This is a genomic window from Corynebacterium falsenii (genome assembly GCF_020099275.1).
GTDB classification, from domain to species: Bacteria; Actinomycetota; Actinomycetes; order Mycobacteriales; family Mycobacteriaceae; genus Corynebacterium; species Corynebacterium falsenii.
This window is the reverse complement of sequence record NZ_CP083646.1, coordinates 2,109,052-2,129,158: the sequence shown is the minus strand read 5'-3', so window position 1 is coordinate 2,129,158 and position 20,107 is coordinate 2,109,052. Positions and strand designations below refer to the sequence as shown.

The 20,107-nt window shown below is 64.6% G+C and carries 12 protein-coding genes; 9 read left to right on the top strand and 3 right to left on the bottom strand.

Annotated elements, in window-relative coordinates:
- Nucleotides 1–2: 2 nt before the first annotated feature.
- The 6 genes from LA343_RS09225 (at nucleotide 3) to LA343_RS09200 (ending at nucleotide 7,711) form a co-directional block, all read left to right on the top strand.
- Nucleotides 3–1,211 (top strand): THUMP-like domain-containing protein, encoded by a 1,209-nt coding sequence (locus LA343_RS09225; protein WP_025403041.1) that lies wholly within the window; start codon nucleotides 3–5, stop codon nucleotides 1,209–1,211.
- 178 nt (nucleotides 1,212–1,389) lie between these two features.
- Nucleotides 1,390–2,178 (top strand): electron transfer flavoprotein subunit beta/FixA family protein, encoded by a 789-nt coding sequence (locus LA343_RS09220; protein WP_025403040.1) that lies wholly within the window; start codon nucleotides 1,390–1,392, stop codon nucleotides 2,176–2,178.
- Between the two features lie 30 nt (nucleotides 2,179–2,208).
- On the top strand, nucleotides 2,209–3,162 hold the full coding sequence (locus tag LA343_RS09215) for an electron transfer flavoprotein subunit alpha/FixB family protein (protein ID WP_025403039.1): 954 nt from the start codon (nucleotides 2,209–2,211) through the stop codon (nucleotides 3,160–3,162).
- Between the two features lie 1,026 nt (nucleotides 3,163–4,188).
- Nucleotides 4,189–5,370, top strand: coding sequence for a cysteine desulfurase family protein (locus LA343_RS09210; protein WP_039910948.1), 1,182 nt, complete (start codon nucleotides 4,189–4,191; stop codon nucleotides 5,368–5,370).
- A gap of 29 nt (nucleotides 5,371–5,399) precedes the next feature.
- On the top strand, nucleotides 5,400–6,632 hold the full coding sequence (gene mnmA / locus LA343_RS09205) for a tRNA 2-thiouridine(34) synthase MnmA (protein WP_025403036.1): 1,233 nt from the start codon (nucleotides 5,400–5,402) through the stop codon (nucleotides 6,630–6,632).
- 161 nt (nucleotides 6,633–6,793) lie between these two features.
- Nucleotides 6,794–7,711, top strand: a complete 918-nt coding sequence (locus LA343_RS09200) for a hypothetical protein (protein ID WP_224209150.1) — start codon at nucleotides 6,794–6,796, stop codon at nucleotides 7,709–7,711.
- 29 nt (nucleotides 7,712–7,740) lie between these two features.
- On the opposite strand, the gene LA343_RS09195 is transcribed toward LA343_RS09200, so the two are convergent.
- Complete coding sequence (locus LA343_RS09195) at nucleotides 7,741–8,490, bottom strand: hypothetical protein (RefSeq protein ID WP_025403034.1); 750 nt, start codon at nucleotides 8,488–8,490, stop codon at nucleotides 7,741–7,743.
- A gap of 222 nt (nucleotides 8,491–8,712) precedes the next feature.
- Between LA343_RS09195 and LA343_RS09190 the strand changes: the two genes are divergently transcribed.
- The 3 genes from LA343_RS09190 (at nucleotide 8,713) to LA343_RS09180 (ending at nucleotide 11,053) form a co-directional block, all read left to right on the top strand.
- Complete coding sequence (locus LA343_RS09190; RefSeq protein ID WP_025403033.1) at nucleotides 8,713–9,267, top strand: thiol-disulfide oxidoreductase DCC family protein; 555 nt, start codon at nucleotides 8,713–8,715, stop codon at nucleotides 9,265–9,267.
- Nucleotides 9,268–9,494: 227 nt separating this feature from the next.
- Nucleotides 9,495–10,505, top strand: a complete 1,011-nt coding sequence (locus tag LA343_RS09185) for a formamidase (protein WP_025403032.1) — start codon at nucleotides 9,495–9,497, stop codon at nucleotides 10,503–10,505.
- Between the two features lie 242 nt (nucleotides 10,506–10,747).
- Entirely contained in the window at nucleotides 10,748–11,053 is a 306-nt protein-coding gene (locus LA343_RS09180; RefSeq protein WP_025403031.1) for a hypothetical protein, read from the top strand.
- 16 nt (nucleotides 11,054–11,069) lie between these two features.
- On the opposite strand, the gene LA343_RS09175 is transcribed toward LA343_RS09180, so the two are convergent.
- Nucleotides 11,070–13,496 carry a 3'-5' exonuclease gene (locus tag LA343_RS09175; protein ID WP_025403030.1) on the bottom strand — a complete coding sequence of 809 codons (2,427 nt, stop codon included), beginning with the start codon at nucleotides 13,494–13,496 and terminating at the stop codon, nucleotides 11,070–11,072.
- A gap of 38 nt (nucleotides 13,497–13,534) precedes the next feature.
- Nucleotides 13,535–20,098, bottom strand: coding sequence for a DEAD/DEAH box helicase (locus tag LA343_RS09170; RefSeq protein ID WP_025403029.1), 6,564 nt, complete (start codon nucleotides 20,096–20,098; stop codon nucleotides 13,535–13,537).
- Between the last annotated feature and the right edge of the window lie 9 nt (nucleotides 20,099–20,107).

Sequence of the window (20,107 nt, the reverse complement as noted above, 5' to 3'; positions counted from 1 at the left end):
GCATGTCGTTAACCGCATCCGAGCTGAGTTTTGTCCTGGCTCATCCTTCCTCTTTATCCGACGCCGCCAGCCTCCCCCTGACCAAGAAATCCATGGTCGCGGATGTCGCGCATCTCAAGGAGACCTACGGCGATAACGCCCGGGCGCTGGTGGAGGTGGCACTGGCGCGTCGCTCGGCGGCGGCGAAGTTCAGCGCTGCGCGGGCGGAGCAGTGGATCATGGACTCCGATTCCGTGCAGCAGGCCACGCCGCAGGTCGTGGCGGAGTTCCGCGCTGCGCACTTGCTGTCGCTGGGGGTGCGGGATGTCGTGGACGTGACGTGCTCGGTGGGCACGGAGTTGGCGGCGCTTGCGGCACCGGCGGCACCGGCGGCGCGGGTGAGTGTGGGCGCCGGGTTCCAGCGGATCATCGGCGGGGACCTCGACCCGCAGCGTGTCCGCATGGCGCGACACAACGTGCCCGACGTTCCCACCATCGTCATGGACGCACTGCACCCCGCCCTGAGCACAAGCGTTCTCGCGCCGGGCACCGTGGTGCTCGCGGACCCAGCCCGGCGCACATCCTCCGGGCGCGTGACAAAACTCAGCGACCTGCGCCCCCGCCTGGAGGACCTCGCGGCGGTCTACAGCGAGCAGGGGATTGACACCGCCATCAAGTGCGCCCCCGGCATCGATTACACGGAGTTCGACGGGCAAGTAGACGTGGTCTCCGTCGACGGGAACGTCAAAGAAGCGTGCCTTTACACCCCCGGGTTATCCCAGTGCGGACGGCGGGCGGTGATGCTGGGGGTGGCGTCGGGACAACAAGAAATTATCGACGACCACATGCCCGAACAGGACAAAGTCGCTGAGGTCGGGAAATACATTGTGGATCCCGACGGGGCGGTGGTGCGCGCGGGGCTCGTGCGGCACTACGCGGCGAAGTATGGGCTGTGGCAGCTGGACGAGCGGATTGCCTACCTGACGGGGCCTGCGGTGCCACCGGGGCGGCGCGGATTCGAGGTGCTCGAGCAGGTGCCGTTCAAGCACGTGCGCAAGGCACTGGTGGCGCGGGGGATCGGTGCGGTGGAGATTCTCGTGCGCGGCGTGGACATTAATCCGGACGAGGTGCGCAAGAAGTGGAAGCTCAAGGGGAGCGAGGAGGCGTCTGTGGTGGTGACGCGGATAGGGGACAAGGCGTGGGCGTTTATCTGCCGGGCGGTGCGGGGCTAGGTTGGAGGCGCTGGGGTGGGGAGCAGATGTGGGAATGTGGGGCGCTTGGGTGGGACGCAGATGTGGGGCGCTTATGTGGGGGTAGTTCTAAAACAATAAAGGCCGGATTGTGGTTGAGGTCACGTATAGCCGGTAGGATGGGCGCTGAATAACATCACCCAAGCAGGAAGGCCAACGAATGTCGAACATCGTTGTTCTGGTCAAGCAGGTGCCGGACACCTACTCCGAGCGCAAGCTCACCGATGATGACTACACCCTGGATCGCGACAGCGCAGACGCTGTGCTGGACGAGATCAACGAAAACGCTGTGGAAGCTGCACTGCAGCTCAAGGAAGCAGATTCCTCCCGCAACGTGATCGTGCTGAGCGTCGGCCCGAGCCGCGCCACCGAGGCACTGCGCAAGGCACTGTCCCTCGGCGCAGACGAGGCCAAGCTGGTCATTGACGATGCCCTGGCTGGCTCCGACGTTCTGGGTACCGCATGGACCCTGTCCAACGCGCTGAACCAGATCGAGGACATCGAGCTGATCATCTGCGGTAACGCATCCACCGACGGCGGCTCCGGCGCAGTGCCCGGCCTGCTGTCCGAGTACCGCCAGATCCCGGCTCTGACCCACATGGAAGAGATCAACCTCGAAGACGGCAAGGTCACCGGCAAGCGCGTGACCGACGAGGGCGTGTTTGGCCTGGAGGCCCCGACCCCCGCGATCGTCTCCGTGACCGAGAAGTCCAACACCCCGCGCTTCGCTGCCTTCAAGGGCATCATGGCTGCCAAGAAGAAGACCATCGAGGAGCTGTCCCTGTCCGACATCGGCGTGGACGCTGCCAACGTTGGCCTGGAAAACGCAACCACCTCGGTGTCCGGGGTTACCCCGAAGCCGCCGAAGAGCGCTGGCGAAATCATCACCGACGAGGGAGACGGCGGCACCAAGCTGGTCGAGTTCCTTGTCAAGGAAAAGCTGGTCTAGAAGCTGGTTGAAGGGAAGAGGGAAAAGAATATGACCAACGTATTGGTACTTGTCGAGCACGGCGAGGGCGAACTGAAGAGCCCCACCGCAGAGCTCATCACCGCTGCCCGCACCTTCGGCACCGTCGGTGCCGTGGTGGTTGGTGCCCCCGGCACCGCCGAGAAGCTGCAGGGCGCATTGGCCGAGGCTGGCGCTGAGACCATCTACGCCGCCGAGTCCGATCAAGCAGAGAACCTGCTGATCACCCCGTCCGTGGACGCGCTGTCCGGCCTGGCAGCTCACCTGCAGGTTCCGGTTGTCGTGGCCGCCACCGCAACCGGCAACGAGATCGCCGGTCGCGTGGGCGCCCGCGTTGCTTCCGGCGTGCTGTACGACGTCTCCGAGCTCGGCGAGGGCAACACCGCCAAGATCGGCATCTTCGGTGGCGAGTACACCGTGGATGCTTCCGCTGCTGGCGCATCCCCGGTGTTCACCTGGCGTCCGGGCTCCATCGACCCCGAGCCGCAGTCCGCTGCTGGCGAGGTGCAGGCCGTGGAGCTGCCCGAGGCCGGCCCGACCGCTGTGACCATCACCAGCTTCTCCCCGGCTGAGCAGGGCGACCGCCCCGAGCTCACCGAGGCTAAGATCGTGGTCTCCGGTGGCCGCGGCGTTGGTGGCTCCGAGGGCTTCGCCGACGTGGTCGAGCCCCTGGCCGACGTTCTGGGTGGCGCCGTGGGTGCTTCCCGCGCCGCCGTGGACGCCGACTACTACCCGGGCAAGTTCCAGGTGGGCCAGACCGGTCAGACGGTCTCCCCGAACCTGTACATCGCCCTGGGCATCTCTGGTGCCATTCAGCACAAGGCAGGTATGCAGACCTCCAAGACCATCGTTGCTGTGAACAAGGACGAAGAGGCTTCCATCTTCGAGATCGCAGACTTCGGTGTTGTGGGCGACCTGTTCAACGTTGCACCGCAGGCAACTGAGGAACTGAAGAACCGCAAGTAAATCTGGGGCCCTGGGGCCTTGGGTATCCGGGTTCCCTGGTTCTTCCTGGGGCCCTGGGTTCCTGGATCCCCGGGTTCCCTGGTTTCGTGGGCGCCGGTGCTGACCTCCCGTTTCGGTGGGAAGGTCAGCACCGGCTTTTGCATGCTCGGGTGCGTGGATGTTCGGGTGCGTGGATGTTTGGATGCCCGGGTGCGCGGATGCTCGGGTGCGGACTCCAATGAAAACCCATCGGGCCCAGGTACCCTCGGACCGGTGCCCTTGCGGCTCCTGTTCGGCCCCCGACCGACACCACCCTGTGGCCGCGAACCCGACTTCGCGGCTGTCCGAAGTTTTGTCAAGGCAGCGCGTTGAAATTTGCCCAAAAAATGTCTCTGAGCATTGACCAAAATCGACTCTAAGCCTTGACTAGAATCCAGGCATGAGAATCGTATGAGAAGTGCCCCCGCGCAGGAACCCCTCGCCTACGTAGAAGCCGTCCTCAACCGGGTCCGCCTCATCCCCGAATCCAACTTCACCCGCTACGGCGGATAGGGTGACCGATTCTCGCTTGCTCCAATCGATGCCGTCCACAGTATCTCCGCGAAACACATTGGTACGTCGGGGTTCGACGCTACAACGGCCTTCACAGACTTCGGCATTGACTCGGCCGATGATCTCCGCTCGTGGAGCGGGGGCGTAGGAAATCTGCCTCGTGATAGCAGTGCATTCGCACAGGCCAAGGGGGCATAGACAAAGTTCTACGGCTTGGGCATCGACCTTCGTGCATTCGATCACGCCGTGTGGTTGTTCGAGCAAAGCGCTTAGATAGGTACCCTCGCCCGTGCCGTATTTCGCAAGACGGCGATTCTTAGAAAATAGAGCCATGGGGTCACTGGAACGTTTATGGACATCGGTAGAAACACTGAATGACCATGGATTCGAGTCTCGGAGACCGCTGCCCTAGCCACCAACACCAACTACACCACCCAACCCACCAACCCCGCCACCAACACAACCCCCGCCACCCCGCCAACTACACTTGAACCAATGAGCCCGCGCCTCTACATCGACAACGCCGCCTCCCAACCCCTCCGCCCCGAAGCACAGGAGGCCATGGCCCGTGCCGCTGACCTGCTCAACCCCGCCGGCCAGTACGCCTCCGGCCGCAACGCCCGCCGCGCCCTCGAAGACGCCCGCGAGCAGATCGCCGAACTCCTCGGCGCCGACCCCGCGGAGGTCATCTTCACCGGCTCCGGCACCGAGGCCGACAACATCGCAGTTCAGGGCCTCGCGTTCGGCTCCAAGGCCCACCGCGGCGCCACCGTGATCGCTAGCTCGGACATCGAACACCCTGCCGTCATGGAGGCCGTCGACTGGCTCACCTCAGGACCCATGGGGTTTGGTTTTCGGCGTTTGCTTCTTCCCGTCGACGCCACCAGCCGTGTCCCCGCCCAGCAATGGATCAGAGCTCACGGCAGCACCACCGCCCAGCCAGCGCACATCGCCCTGCTGACCTGCATGTGGGCGAACAACGAGACGGGCGCGCTCCAGCCCGTCCACGAGCTCGCGCAGTTCGCCCGCGAGCACGGCATCCCCTTCCACACCGATGCTGTCCAGGCTGTCGGGCACATCCCGGTGGACTTCCACGCACTCGGCGCGTCCACCCTCGCCGCCAGCGCCCACAAGTTCGGCGGCCCCAAGTCCACCGGGATCCTGCTGGCCCGCCGCGATGCGGACATCCTCAGCCCAGTACGCGGCGGTGGGCAAGAGCGAAAGCTGCGCTCCGGTACGGTCAACGTGCAGGGGGCTGTGGGCAGTGCGGCCGCTTTGGCGTCGGCGATAAAGGAGATGGAACAAGCAACCGCGACCCAGACCGCGGCGCGCGAGCGGCTGCGAGCTGCGGTGGAGAGCATCGAGGGCGCGCGTATCTGGACGCCGCGGGAGCACAGCCTGCCGGGACACCTGCACGTGAGCTTCCCGGGCGCGGAAGGGGATTCGCTCATCATGCTGCTGGATGCGGCGGGGGTGGATGCCTCCACGGGGTCGGCGTGCAGTGCGGGCGTGAACCGCGCGAGCCACGTGCTCACCGCGATGGGCGTGCCGGTGGATGTGGCGCGCGGGGCGCTGCGGCTGACGATCGGGGCGGACATTACGAATGAGCAGGTGGATTACCTCGCTGGCATCCTCCCGCGCGTGGTGGAGCAGGCCCGGGCGGCCGGAATGGCATAGCACCCCCGCACCCGAGTAGGGTGCATCTCATGCGAGTTGTAGCAGCTATGAGTGGAGGAGTGGACTCGGCGGTGGCGGCCGCCCGCGCGTTGGAAGCCGGGCACGAGGTCATCGGCGTGCACCTTGCGCTGTCGCGATCCCCGGAGGCCGTGCGCGCGGGCTCGCGCGGCTGCTGCTCTTTGGAGGATTCCGCGGATGCCCGTCGCGTGGCCGATAAGCTGGGCATTCCGTTCTACGTGTGGGATTTCTCGGACCGGTTCGCCGCGGATGTGGTCGATGACTTCGTGGATTCCTATGCCATCGGCGAAACGCCGAATCCGTGCCTGCGCTGCAACGAGAAGATCAAGTTTGAGGCTCTGCTGGACCGTTCCATCGCTCTGGGCTTCGATGCCGTGGTGACCGGGCACTATGCGCGCCTGCACGATGGGGTGATGCGCCGCGGGGTGGATGCGAACAAGGACCAGTCGTACGTGCTGGGCGTGCTCACCGATGAGCAATTGGCGCATTGCATGTTCCCAGTCGGTGACACGGTGAAGCCGGAGATCCGCGACGAGGCCAAGGAGCACGGCTTCGGCGTGGCGACCAAGCCCGATTCGCACGATATTTGCTTCATCCCGGACGGCCAGACCCAGGCGTTTTTGGGGAAGAGGATCGGCCTGCGACCTGGCATGATGAAGGATCAGGACGGCTCCGTGGTCGCCGAGCACGATGGCGCGTACGGCTTCACCATCGGCCAGCGCAAGGGCCTGGGGCTTCCGCGCGAAGGTCTGGATGGGAAGCCTCGTTACGTGACGGATATCGACGCCGCAACGGGGACCGTCACCATTGGTCAACGCGAAGATTTAAGGACTGGCTCCATCACGGCCGATCGGCTGAAGCGCCTCGATCCGGCTGTTCATGGCCGCGAGTTCTCGTGCGACGTGCAGGTGCGCGCGCACGGGGGCGTGGTTCCGGCGATCGCGCGCCTCGTGGACGATCCGGACCCGGTCACGCCCGCGGGGCGGGAGAAGAAGCCGGGGGAGGCGCCGTGGCGCTTGGAGCTGGAGCTGCTGGAGCCCCTCGAGGGTGTGGCGCGCGGCCAGGCGGCGGTGGTGTACCAGCCGGATCCGGAGGGGGATATTCTGCTGGGCTCGGGCACGATCCGCGCGACGGGTCCGTGGGATGCGTCGCGGCAGGACGCGCAGGCTGAGCACGCTGGACAGGACGCGCAGGCTGAGCGCGCCGGGGTGCCGCAGGCGCAGCGCGTGCAGCAGGGGAACTAGCGGTGCGACTCGGCTGGTGGGAGAACACTGTCACGAACCACGCGGATGTGCGGTCGGCCTTTGCGTCTGCGCTCACCCGTTCGGTCGACGTGGACGAGGACATCGGTGCACCCCCGAACGTGAGTGTGGTTCGGCTGCGTGGGGGCGTCGGGAGAGAAAAGTTGGCTACCACCCTGGCCATGGCGCAGGTTCCGGTGCGGGCGAACGCGCGGGGCTGGGAGCTGACGGCTCACCCGAGTCTGGAATCGCGGCGCACGGCTGGGTGGCTGCGGGAGGTCTCGGACGCTGCCGAGGAGATGCTGCCCGGGCGGGTGGATCGGCTCATGGTGCACGTCGATGGGCCGTGGAGCGTGGGCGCGAGCGTGGAGTACCGCGGGCATGCGATGATTGAGGACCGCCCGGCGTTTCGGGACATGGCGCTGCACCTGGGCGAGGGCGTGCGTGAGTTCGCGCGGTTGGGGGAGCGGATCGGTGCGGACGTGGTGCTGGCGGTGCACGAACCGCGGGTGGTTGAGGTGCTGCGTGGTCTGGAGGGGGCCACGGAGTTCGACCCGGTGCGGGCTGTGGACCGGGAGATCGTGGCGGGGGTGTGGCAGCGGTTCCTAGATCAGGTCGGGGTAGGCGCGGATGCCGGCGTGACCGCCGCGGTGCTGGATTGCGAAGGCTTCGTGCCGGAGGAAGTCGCGGACGTGCTGCCGGGCATCGGTGCTGGGGGTGGCGGGTTTGCGCGCGTCGTGGTTCCGTCCGCGCAGTTGGACAGCGCCGCGGGGAAGGACCTCATCGGCGGGCTGCTGGGGCAGTTGATCCCGCAAGGAAGGGGGATCGGCTGGGCGGATTCGCGCGCTGGTGGCGGAAGTGGCGGCGGCGCTGGCGCCGGCACTGGCGGCGCCGACGTAACTCAAGACGCCGAAGATATCGCCAAGGCGGTGCTGCGGCAGTGGTCGCAGTGGACCCTGCCGGCAGATGCGCTGCCTGGGGCGGTGGACGTCGTCGTGCCCGAGGCAACCCGCACCATCGCCGAAGCCAGTATGGCGGCGGCGAGCTCGCGGCTTGTGGCGTCGCTCCTGTGGAAAAACTAGGAGCAACGCCACATCTGACCATGCACTGACTAGGTGCGGGTGGGGGTGGTGTCGCCTTCGGCGGGGATGAGGCGGTCCCCGGCTTCGGTGAGGACGAGGCCCTCGGTGTCGACGTAGCGGCTGAACTCGGTCGGGTCGTTGAGGCGGCTGCTGACGCCGAAGAACTCAGCGGTGATGGTCATTTCCAGCTCGTCGATGCCGAGCTTGTCGGTGTCCTCGGAGAGGTGGATACGGAAATCCGTGACCCATCCGCGCTGGTCAGTGACCTCGACGGAGACCTTGTCGTAGCGGTAACGCACGCCGTCGAAGGCGATGCAGGCGGCGATGGGCTTGGCGAAGCCTTCGCCCTCGAACTTCTTGCCGGTGAGGTTGCGCAGCTCGCGGGTGTCCAGCGGGATGCTGCCGACGGTGACCTTCAGCGCGGGGTTCGCATCGGAGGCGTCCACGGAGGAGCGGTCGCAGTCGGCGTCGAGGTAGAGGTACAGGGAGGGCTCGCCCTCGGTGGTGACTTCCTCTACGACAGCTGCCGACCAAGTGGCGTTCGCGGGCTCGAAGAGCTGCTCGGTGAGGTCGATGGCGAGATCCTCGTGCTTGTCGCCGTGGCGGAGCTTGTGGACCTTGCCGGCGCCGGTGCCGGGCTCGTGGTGGCCGAGGTGGTGGTCGTGGTGCTCGTGGTGGCCGAGGTGGTGGTCGTGGTGCTCGCGGTGGTGGTCGCTGTGGCCGACCTGCTCGTGGCGCACGTGGTTGGTCTCGTGCTCGTTGTGGTCATGGTGAGTCATGGGAATCCTCCTTGGCGATGACTACGGATTATTCGCTGTTTTTTCGTTGTGGTTGCGTTAGACCGGTCGTGCAACCGGTAGGAAAAACTCCTATATCCAGGGTAGGCGAAATTGCAGCAGCACGTCGGTGGGGTGGGGAGCGCACAGGGTGATGGGTGCTAGTTTGAGGAGTGCTAGCCATAGCGCTGGGCAGATTCGTGAACCGTTGGTATGGAGGGCCGCATGGACATCGCAGGAATTGGGCAGAGCTCCGCTGCAGGGTTGCCGCTCTCGGCCGACCGGCGCGGCGTATCTGGGGGTTCTTTTATCTCCGACGCCAAACCCTCAGCCGTGTTTTTCTTCGACGGCGATTGTGGGTTCTGCCAGTGGTCCGCGGAGCACTTGCGGCGGATTTGCGCTGGTGCAGGTGGCGATTCTGCGCCGATGAGGATTGAACCGGCGTGGAAGGATGCTGCGCCTTCTGACGTCGCGCCCCACATCGAGCGGTTCGCCGTCTATCGCCCGGCGTGGGATGAGAGCCCCGAAAGTGCTGAGAGCGCCGAGGGTGCTGAGAGCGCCGAAGATGCTGGTGAGGCCCGCCCTACCGTTTACTTGGGACACAAGGCCATTGGAACCGCCTTGCGACGCCACGGACGCACGAAGCTGTGGCGGCTGGCAGGGCGGGTGATGTGCTTCCGTCCGATATCCCCGCTGTTCAGGGCGGTGTATCGCCTGGTGGCGAACAATCGGCATTGGCTGGGGCCGCTCGTTGGTGTGGAGGCATGCACGGTGCGCTAGGAAGCGCGGTCCGCGGAGAACAGCACAGAGGCTGGAACCGTTTCTTTTCAGAACGCGCACATTCGGCAGATCCATCGATGGGCCTGGGTATAGAAGACGTTTTTTTACTCAGAGGTGCTTTCTGCGTGCGATTGCAAATTCATAATCTCGAAACATGGTGTTAAGAACACTGATACAGTTCCGGATAAATATAGGAAACAACAGCTTCCCAATCTAGGAGTTTCACTATGAGTAGCACCGGTAGCGTTTCTGCCTCTCCCGATGGTCTTTTGACCGCCCTAATTCAGTATCCAGTACCGGTTGTCAATGGCCCAGACGATATCAAGATTAACGTCGACAAAATCTGCGAGACCGTGGCAAATACCAAAGCTGGATACCCAGATCTCGACCTCATTGTCTTCCCTGAGTACTCATCGTCAGGACTCAATACGAAGATCTGGTCCTACGACGAAATGCTCATTGGTCTCGACTCCCCCTATGTAGATCAGTTCAAAAAGGCATGTATCGAAAACGATGTGTGGGGCGTCTTTTCCATCATGGAGCCGAACGAAGAACCGGGAAATGCACCCTACAACACAGCAATCATCATTGATAATGAAGGTAAAATCGCGCTTCATTACAGGAAGCTTCAACCTTGGGTTCCTATCGAGCCTTGGCAGCCCGGAAATCTTGGAATGCCGGTTTGTGATGGCCCGAAGGGGTCCAAGCTAGCAGTGTGTATCTGTCACGATGGAATGTTCCCAGAACTTGCACGCGAAGCAGCTTACAAGGGAGCGAACGTCTACATTCGAATCTCTGGCTACTCAACTCAAGTCAATGATCAGTGGATTCTGACAAATCAGTCCAATGCTTGGCAGAACCTGATGTACACCTTGAGCGTCAACCTTGCTGGGTACGACAACGTCTTTTATTACTTCGGTGAAGGAACCGTGTGTAACTACGATGGCACGGTTTTGGCCCAAGGGCACCGAAATCCGTGGGAGATTGTTACCTCTGAGGTATTTCCAGCTACTGCCGATTCGGCGAGGAAGAACTGGGCACTTGAGAACAACATCTTCAATCTCGGGTGCCGGGGTTACGTGGCTGTTCCCGGAGGGGAAAAGGAAAACTATCTCACATGGGTCAAGGATCTTGCTGAAGGTAACTACAAGTTGCCTTGGGATGGTGAAGTACGTGTCCGAGATGGTTGGAAATACTACCCGGAAGGCGGCAAGTACGGGCCCATGCCGAAGGGCTGACTCGAAGAGTGGCCCTGTTGTGGTTTCACCAACAGGGGGGCGTGAACTGCCGCTGTGTTCGGCCGGGTAGCAGAGCGGTCAAAGATGAAATTCGTTGAATAACTGTTGAGTCGCATCCGGCTTAACGCTGACTAGAATTTGACTGAATACCGACGGCAGATCCGCCCAAAACCCACCACCGAACCCGGGAGACCCACGTGCCACAACGCCCCGCACAGCGCTCAGACTGGAAGTGCCAGCCGATGCCGAAACAGCACACGCAGTTCACACTCGAGCGCACCTTCGCTGACGACGAGCTTGCATCCCTCCGCCTCGGGCTGGTCCCGCGTGACATGGACGACCGCTGGTTCGTTTTCCAGGAGGAAGATTGCGTTTACTTGCATCGTTCGTGGACCGGCGACTGCATTTTCCTTCTTCATCTCGACGCCACCAACCAGCGTCACACCGTCACCGTTAACGCGGATCCCAAGCAATTCAAGCGCACGGAACCCGAGGAGGCGGAAATGCTGCTTACGGGCGTGTTGCAGAACCTCGTGTTCCGTCGCTGAGGCGCCGTCTTCTCCGTTAGGCTCCCTCGACTTCCGGCAGCAGCGGCGAGGCCTTGCTGCTCATCGTCACCACCAGCTCGTCACGCGCGCGCGATGCCGCCACATACAGCAGCGCCCGTTCACGCTGCAGCGCGTCCTTTTGCTCCGCCTCCGGCTGCGCGGCGTAGCCGCCCACGCGAGGCATTGCCTTTTCCGAGACCGACGCCAAGATCACGTGCGTGAACTCCATGCCCTTCGCATTGTGCATGGTCATCACTGACACATTCGCATTGAGTGAGCTGAGGCCGGCTCGTTGCGTCGTCACCTCAATATCGTGGGATTGCAGGTGGTCGGCAAGTGCGTTTACCCCACGGCGGGAGCGGGTCAACACGCCGATGTGTACCGACGGCAGATCGGCGCCGAGCCAGCCCTTCACGATCCGGGTGATCTCCTCGTATTCGTCCTGCGACGTCGCCGCATGCACCACCTGCGGCAGCGGACCCGTGCGCACCGAACGGTAGCCGGTCAAGGAATCCACGTCACCGCTCGAATCCACCCATTCTGAATTTTCCAGGATGGCCGACGCATACGCCAAGTTTTGCGCCGTCGTACGGTAGTTCAGGCGGAGGCGGCGGGTTGCCCTGCCCCGGGTGACGATCCCGTAGTGGGAGAGCGTCAGGCGATTACCGTAAATCCGCTGGTGGGAGTCCTCGGCAAGGAAGATGTCGTTGGGGCCAGGGGCCACGGACGCGCGGATGAACCGCCAATGTCCGGCGTGGAAATCCTGGGCCTCGTCGATGAGGATGTGGTCGAAGAACGGTTGATTCCGTGCCTCCAAGATATGCGCGGCCACCACCGCCATGGCCGGGAACGTCAGCGAGGACTTCAAGGTGCACTTGCGGATGAACGACTGCACGATCTCCCACACGATCTTGCGCTCGCTACGGCCCAGCGGGGTGCCTCGGCCCGCCCGCGAGACCCGCAGGTACTCCTTCTTCTCCGTGATGGAGTTGGTGAGGATCACATCGTTGAACTCGTCTTCGAGGAACTTGGGGTGGCGCTTGTCGTCGGGCAGGCCCTCGCCGTTGAGGCTGGCGGCTTCCTCCCAGAGGTCCTGCGCCGGCTTGCCCTGCAGGACATTCGGCTGGAAGAAGGTGGTGATCCCCAGTGCATCCTTCAAGGCTTGCTGCAGTTCGACCCGATGGGCGTACCGGATGAAGCGGTTGATGGTGGCGTCGATACCAGCGATCCACATGCCAGGCGCGCCGGGTTGCGATGCTTCGGTGTACATCGGGTCGAGCAGCGACATTTGGGCCTTGAGCTGGTTGGCCAAGTCCCTGGTGAATGTCGTGAGGAAGATGCGGGGCTCGCGGGACTCGACGGTGTTCGGTCCGGATTTCGGATCAGCCTTCGCCTTACCTTTGTCGGCCAGGTACTTCGCGCGGTGCAGCAGCACGACAGTCTTGCCGGTGCCCGCGCCGCCAAGGACGCGTGCGGATCCCTGATGTTCGCCGAACGCGGCGGCCCGCTGCGAGGGGTGCAGGTAGGTGCGCCACTCCGCGAAGGTGCCGTGCTCCAGGATCTTCTTGAGGTCTTCTTCGCTGGGGTCGATCCACTGGTCGGACTTGCGGACGGTTTCGATGATCGCATCCGAGTCTGCGCTGACCTCCCGGTCGGGTTCTGCGCGGGAGACGTGCAGGTCGAGGTCCTCGATGACTTCGTCGATGGACATGCCTGCGACGAGCCCGAGTACGGCGTCGCGCTCCCATTCCAGGCAGGTGGAGAGGGCGGCATCGAGGTCGTTTTCGTCGGTGGCGCCTTCGACGTCTGCCACGACCGTTGGGGACAGTCCCAGTTCGGTGAGCAGATCGTCCCTGGTGATGCCCCTTTCCCGGAGGATGTCGCGGGGCGGTGGGGTGGGAATCGCCACCTTGGTGGTTTCGACTGCCGCTGCCGACGCATCGCCAGCCGTGCCAGCCGTGCCAGCCGTGTCAGCCGCGGAAGCCGCGGAAGCCTCAGCCGCCCGCTGCTGCTCCTCATACATCTGCTGCGCCAGCAAGTCCGCCGCGCGCTTCTTGGCGCGAGCGTCGACCAGCGCGTCGAACTCGGCTTTGCTCATCTTCGCGCCGCCGACATTTTCCGTAGTGTCGACCGTCACGGCACCGTTCGTCCGGTCGAGGTTCACCGTGGCTTTGCGTGCGTAGTCGATCGCATCATCGTGATTCATGATCGCGATGAGCAGGAACTGGCGTTCCTTCGTACCATCCAGCTCCGCAAGCACTGCGCGGTATTTGTCGTTGACGCGGCCTGTCCGCATGCGCGGGTCGGCCATGTTCTTCATCGGCTCGATGTGCAGCGAAGGATTGCTGGGGTTGTCCTGCAGCTTGCGGATGAACTCAAACGCCTGCTTTTCCAGCCCGGGGTGGGCCTTGAAATTCCTGCTGATAATAACGTTGCCGTGCATAGCCTCGCCCTTCGTCGTATTGCCAATTGGTTATCGTGTTACTCGCCTGTGCCTAATCGCCGCAGCACCTCGGGCACCCTGTCACCTTCTTGGTCCCCGTCTTCGCCGCCGACCTCGGAGACTTCCACGGCCACCCACGGTTCGCTGAGTTGGTCGCCGTCGCCGTCGAACACCAGCGCCACGAGCTCGCCAGCACTGCCGCCAGCATCAACACCGTCGCCAGCACCTTCGCCAGCCGCACGCCACGTCACAATCGTCGCCACGCCATTAACCTCCGCGCCCACGTCATCCGGCGGCCGCACCCCAGCCTCCGCAAGCACGCGGATAGCCGCGGTGACGTCCTCTTCGTCGTCGAACTCGGTGAGCGCGTCGTCCCACATATCTGCCAGATCCGGGTGGGTCTTGTGCTCGACGCCACCACGGTCCCCACCAGCATCCCGCTCCGGGACTTCCACGGCGTCCTTCGCGGCGTCTTTGACAGTGCCCTCCGCAGCGCCCTCCGCAGCGCCGGTGGAACGCACATCAACTGTCGCCCGCGTGGGGTCCAGCAGCACCAGGTTGCTGAGCTGCAGGAACTCGTTCCAGATCTCCCTGTTGCTGCCACCGGAGCTCACTAGGAAGTCCATTTCCAAGTGATTGTTCACGTTGCGCAGGTCGATGGATGGCCCCATGAACCTCGGGCCTTGTTGTGCCATGGAGGCCATGGTGTGCAGCGCGGAGATGCCGCCCAGCTGCCGCCACGGGGCGGTGGGGCGCCTCAGCATCTCCAGCAGCTGCGTCATGGGATCGCGCAGCAGCAGCTCGTGGTCGGTGTCCTGAATGGTGAACAGGGTGTTGATGCGCTGCCGGTTCGCGTGATCGAACCATCGGGGTGCGCGCCCCGATCCGGCGCCGCGTGCCGTGTCTTTCCTGGCCTGCAGATCCTGCATGGTCATGGACCACGGCTCGATGCCTTCCTCGGTGAGGCGCTTGCGCTTGGCCATGTCGCTGGCCACGGAGTTGTTGTACTGGCTGGCGTGGAATTGGTATCCGTCCAGATACACGGCCAGTTTGTTCACGCTGGCGTTGTCCGTCTCGAAGTAGAAGTCCGGGCGGGTGAAGCCGAAGTCTTTTTGTTCTTGCATGAACCATTGGTGCGACGAGCCGGGGAAGCTGATCGTCCACCGCGCGTAATTGCCCATGGTTTGCTCGGTCACCGTGGCGTCCATCTTCTTGAGATCGGCGCGGAGCTGTTCGAGGAACATCACTTCTAGCTGCGTGCGGTCGGAGAGTTCGGGAGCGGTGGAGGTCAGCCGCTTGTCCCAAACGTCCTCGGCGGTCAGCGGGTCCGAATCGACCTCTGGGTGGAGGTCGTCGAGCAGGATCTTCGCGATGGCGGACATTGCCGATTCGCGGGAGGTCTTGTCCACGTCACTGCCCGCGGTAAACGGCAGCAGGCACTCCGGGCACGCCAGGCGTTGGTCGTGCTGGCAGGAGCATTCCGCCAGCTTCGTGTAGGCCTTCACCAGCAGCCGGCGGATATCTTTCGATGAGGTGAATTGCGCCAGGTAGCCGGTGCCGCCGGGGATCGTGTCGTGTAGCAGAAGCATGGGGCTGACCTTGCCGTGCGTGCTGGCGTAGACCCGTGCCACGTCGAGGTGGTCGGGGTTGCCGCCGAGTGCCAGTTTGAATCCCATGCGCACGGCGGCGATGAGGCTCGTGGTGGCGTTGTCGTCTGCCGCAGAAATGCTCGCGGGCAGGTGCATGAGCACGCCTTGGGTGGTGAGCCGCCGGCCGAGCGCGAACTCGATGGCGTCTTCCTCATCCGCGGTGCGCAGGCTGCACCACGGCTTGTGGTCCTGCCACCGGTTCGCCCCGGCTTCGGAGTCTTTGTATCCACATTCGCGGCACACGCGGAACAGTGGCGCTTCCACGTCCTCGCCGCACAGTGTTTCGCGCACGCCGCCGACCGCGCGCCCCAGGTTGAGCCAGCGCATCTCCACGGATGGGACGTAGCGGATGCCGAAGCCGGTGCCGGTGAGGAACCAGCTTTCGCCGTAGCCGTTGTCCGGCACCACCATGGATAGCGCTTGTTCGAAGCGCACGGACGAGCGGTCATCGCGCGCGTCTGTGATCGCCGAGCGGGAGTAGTCCACGGACGCGTAGACCTTGGACATTTCCACGACCTTTTTCACCTGTGCCGCATCGGCGAAACGCGGCTCGCCACAGGTGGGGCAGGGCTCGGGTGTGCTCTCTGGGCCTTCTACCCGCGAGTAGGAGCAGGTGGGGCACAGCCGCCACGTCTGCACTGCGGATTTTTCCGGCCCCAGCTCCACCGAGTCGACGGTGGCGGCGATGCCCTGCACGTAGAAGGTCGCATCGGGCGCCAGCTCGAACAGGGCGGAGGAGATGCCGCGCGAGTACTCCCGCGCGCTCGTTTCGATCTGCCCCGTGTCGGCATCCGTCCTGGAAATGGACAGGTGAAACTCCACGGATTCATCGAGCAGCGTGAAGTTAGGCAGCAGCCCCCAGCGTTCGAGCGCGGCGATCCAGTATTCGTCCTCGAATTCCTTGCGCAGCTGCTTGGTGAGGAACCCCCACGCGGCCCTGGTGCTGCGCAGTTGTTGTTCCATCTCTTCGTCGAAAGTGCCGCCGCCATCGGCCGCGGCCTTTTCCAGGTCATCGAGGATGGTGCCGACTGCCGCGCGGCGGTCCTTAATGAGCTGGCGGTTGGCGTGCCAGTCCTGCTTGCTTTTTTCTATCGACGCCGCCGCGTGTCCGTTCGCCCATGTGCGTAGTTCGTCCGTAACGGCGTCGGACGCGAAGGGCGACAACGAGGTGATGAAGGCATCGAGCAATTCGTCCACACCCTTACCCAGCCGGGCGATGAGGGCGTTGATGACGGTCGATTCGCTCGTGGGGTGCGTGCCGAACACGGATGTTGCGCGGTGGGTGGGGATGCCGAGGGCGGCGAAGTCCATCGTGTCCACCACGTAGGCGAGGAACTGGCGGTGCAGGATCTCGCGGGCGGAGAGGAACGCGGCCGGCGGTTGGACCACACCATTAATCGTGTCTAGGGGGCGTTCCAGGCGGGCCAGCGCCTTGCCGCGTCCGCGGATCACGGCGATGACCAGCGAGTTACCGGTCAAGCGGCCCGCGCGGCCCACGCGCTGCACGTAGGAGGCCACGGTGTCCGGCAGGGAGGCGAGCATGACGGTGGAGAGGTCGCCGATGTCGATGCCCATTTCCAGGGTCGGGGTGGCCACCAACACGTTCGGGGCGTTGGGGGCCTGGGACTCGGCGGGGGCTTTGAACTGGTCTTCGATCTCTAGCCGCTCGGCGGGGTCCAGCAGTCCGGTGTGCTCGCGGGCGATGACAGTGCGCGAATCCCGGGAGCCGTACAGGCTGCGGTAGTAGTTGTCGGGGTTGTTGACGATCTCGAAGTGTCCCTCACAGCCCAGGGAATGGCAGGGCGTGCCGGCGAGGATCTCCCGGCCGCGGTGGTCCACGCCGAAGCGGCGGTGGCACACGCTACATTCCAGGATCTGCGGGTGGTCCTCTTGCTGGATGAGGATGCGCTGCGGGCGCAAGAAGTACATCGTTGCCCCGGAGTTGCTGGTCAACGTGTCGAGGATGTTGTTGTTGGCCAGGGCGCGGAACAGTGCGGTCACCAGGTGCGAGGCCTGGTGGGTGGGCACGGACAGGTGGGAGGCAGTCCAGCGGGCGAACCAACCGCGCGGGTCGCCCACCGGCAGGGTGGAGGCGGACAGCCTCTTGTTCTTGAGCTGCTTGCCGTCGCGGGGGAAGTGCGGGGCGCCGCCGATGGGGAACTTCGGCACACCCTTGGCTGCGGCTTCGCGGCGGTGGAGCATGTAGGAGTTGCCGTCGTCCTGGATGAAGGTGTGGAGCAGGTCGGCGTAGATGCCGCCGGATAGGCGCATGTATTCCAGCACGCCGCGGGCCCAGGCCAGGGGAGTGCCGGAACCGGCGAGGGTCTCGCCGGTGGCCGGGTCCTTGTCGAGGAACAGAACGTCCAGGTTGCTGGCGGCCTCGGTGGCCAGCTCGGCGAGCTCTGACTCGTCCACGTCCACGCCCACGGAGAGCGTGCCGGTGGAGACTAGGGATCGGGTTAGGTCGGCGCGGTCGCCGAACTCCAGGGCAATGTCGAGTTCCAGCACGCGGGCGAGCTTGTGCTCGGCGTCCTCGCGCTGCGCCGTGGTGGCGGCGGGGTCCCAGAAGGGCTCAAAGCGCTTGTTTTCCGTGACCCAAGGTGGCAGGAGCTCGAAGCGGGCGCGGTCGGGTACCGCATCGTTATTGGCCGAGGCGATGAGCAGAGCCGGCAGCTTATCTAAGGTGGTGCGCCCGCCCGCCATTGCTCGGGTGACGGCGTTGGTGCGCCCACGGAAGGCGAAGGTGCGGGCGCGGGATTGCATGAAGCCCGCGCGGTGGGCGGCATCCTGCACCGAGTCGGTGAACACGAGGGACTTCTTCTCGGAGGCATCCAACTCATCCATGCCGAACAAGTTGGAGACGGCCACAGACAGCAGCGTGGCCACCGAGGAGCCGAGGTAGCGGATAGCATCGCTTTCGCCGCAGGAAGGGCACACGTCCTGGCGTGCCTTTTCGTCGGCGGTATCGGGGGAGTAGGTGAGCACGGGCACCACGCCGCCCAGGTCCTCGGATTCCTCGTCCGGCTGCGTGGTGGTCAGCGCGGAGTTGGGCAAATCCAGCCAGGCCAGGATGGAATCGTCATCGGCCACGCGGGTGTGGCCGGTGCGGGCCTCGCTGGAGGCATCGATGAGCGGGCGCTGCAGGGAGGGTTTGCGAAGTCCCTGGTAGCGGATCTTTTTCACGTTGGTTTCCACGAACTCATCGCCGGGCTGCATGGCCGTCATCCAACCGGAGCGCCCGCAGTTGCGGCAGTAGCAGGCGGGCAGCCAGTTGCCGGTGGCGGTGCCGTTGTCTGACCAGCGGAACATCTCCGGGCCGGTCACATCCAGTTCCACGGCGCGGTCGATGCGGGAGACTTCGCGGACCCACAGGTGCGTTTCCACCCCGGGGAACTTCTTGCCCTCGCGGCCGTGCAGAGCGCCGAAGGTCGCGCGCAGGTACGCGATCTCGCTGAAGGTGTGCGCCAGGAATGTCACGGCGCCCTCGCCGAGCTGGCGGCGCTGCTCGTCGGTGAACACGATTCTTTCCAGGGTGCGCGCCGGGTCGCCCGAACCACCCGTGCCACCTGCGCCGCCGACGCCAGCTGTACCGGTGAGCGCCGCCGATGCGCTGGCATCGCCGAGAGCGACAGGTCGGAGGGTGGTGCGCAGGACGGTGAGGATCCACTCGTTGTTGGCGGCAGCCGCCACGGCCTCGTCGATGCTCGGCGTGGCGGTGGGCAGGCCGAATAGCTTGTCGCACAGCACGCGGTGCACGGTGTCGCTGTGCGCATCCGCCTCGCCGTCCCCGGCTCCGGCCCCCGCCTCGCCGTCCCCGTCCCCGGATCCGGCCACGGCCTCGCCGGCACCGGCACCAGCCCCAGTCCCGGCCTCAATCGCCGCGTTGATCTCCTGGATCAGCGCCACATCCGGCGCACCGGTCGGCTCCGCCGTGATCCCGGTGAACTCCGCCATCGCCTCCCGCCACTGCGGAATGGTCAGCATCGTCTCGCGCACCACCGCGCCGGGCTCCAACGGCTCGCCGAAGATGGTGTGCGCGAAGTCGAGCATCTCGCTCGGCGTGTCTCCGCCGCTGTTGTCCCCCAGGGTGGCGGACGTTGCCACCGGCGTGATGCGCCCGAGGGGTCGGGTGCTGTCGGCGTCGGAGAGAAAACCTTCCGGCTGCAGAGCCTTGATGGTCAGGCCCATGCGCCGTAGTAGCAGCGCCACGTCGGTGCCTTGGGCGCCGTCGTAGGTGTGGAACTCGTCGAGGACCACGTATTGCAGGGAGGTGGCGGAGCGCTCCCACAGCGGGCGGTCCTCGCCGCGCAGCAGCAGCTGGTCCAGCATCTTGTAGTTGGTCAACAGGATGTCCGGTGGGGCATCGCGCATGGTGTCGCGGTCGGTGATGAGCCCCGCGTCGCTGACGGTCTGGCGGGCGGTGGTGCTAGCCTCGCCGGTGTACAGTCCGGCGCGGATGCCGCGGAGTTTCGGGTCCGTGGTGAGCAGCTCGGCTAGGCGCGCGGCTTGGTCGTTGGCCAGGGCGTTCATGGGGTAGAGGATCAGGGCTTTGATCCCGGTTGTGCCGGTGGTGCGCAGGCAGTGGTCGATGATGGGGTAGAGGAAGGATTCGGTTTTACCCGAGCCCGTGCCCGTGACCACCAGGGTGGGTTCTGGCCTGCGGGGTTGTCCTTTTTCGCTCGACGCCAACCTCCGGAATGCCTCGGCCTGGTGCCGATACGGTGTGAATCCCTCGGGCAACCACCCCAGTGCGTCCTCCCAGTCGGTGGCTGGTGCGTAGGGCAGGCGCGTGCGCACGTAGGGGCCGTGGAACATGCCGCCTTCGGGGTCGGTGAGGAAGTCCTTGAGGCTGGTGGCGGTGGTGTTCTCGGCCAGGGAGAAGCTGGTGGCGAGGTATTCGCTCAAGCCGCCGACGACGTGTCCGGAGGCGTGGGTGGGGATGAGGCTGGGCATGGGTTTTCC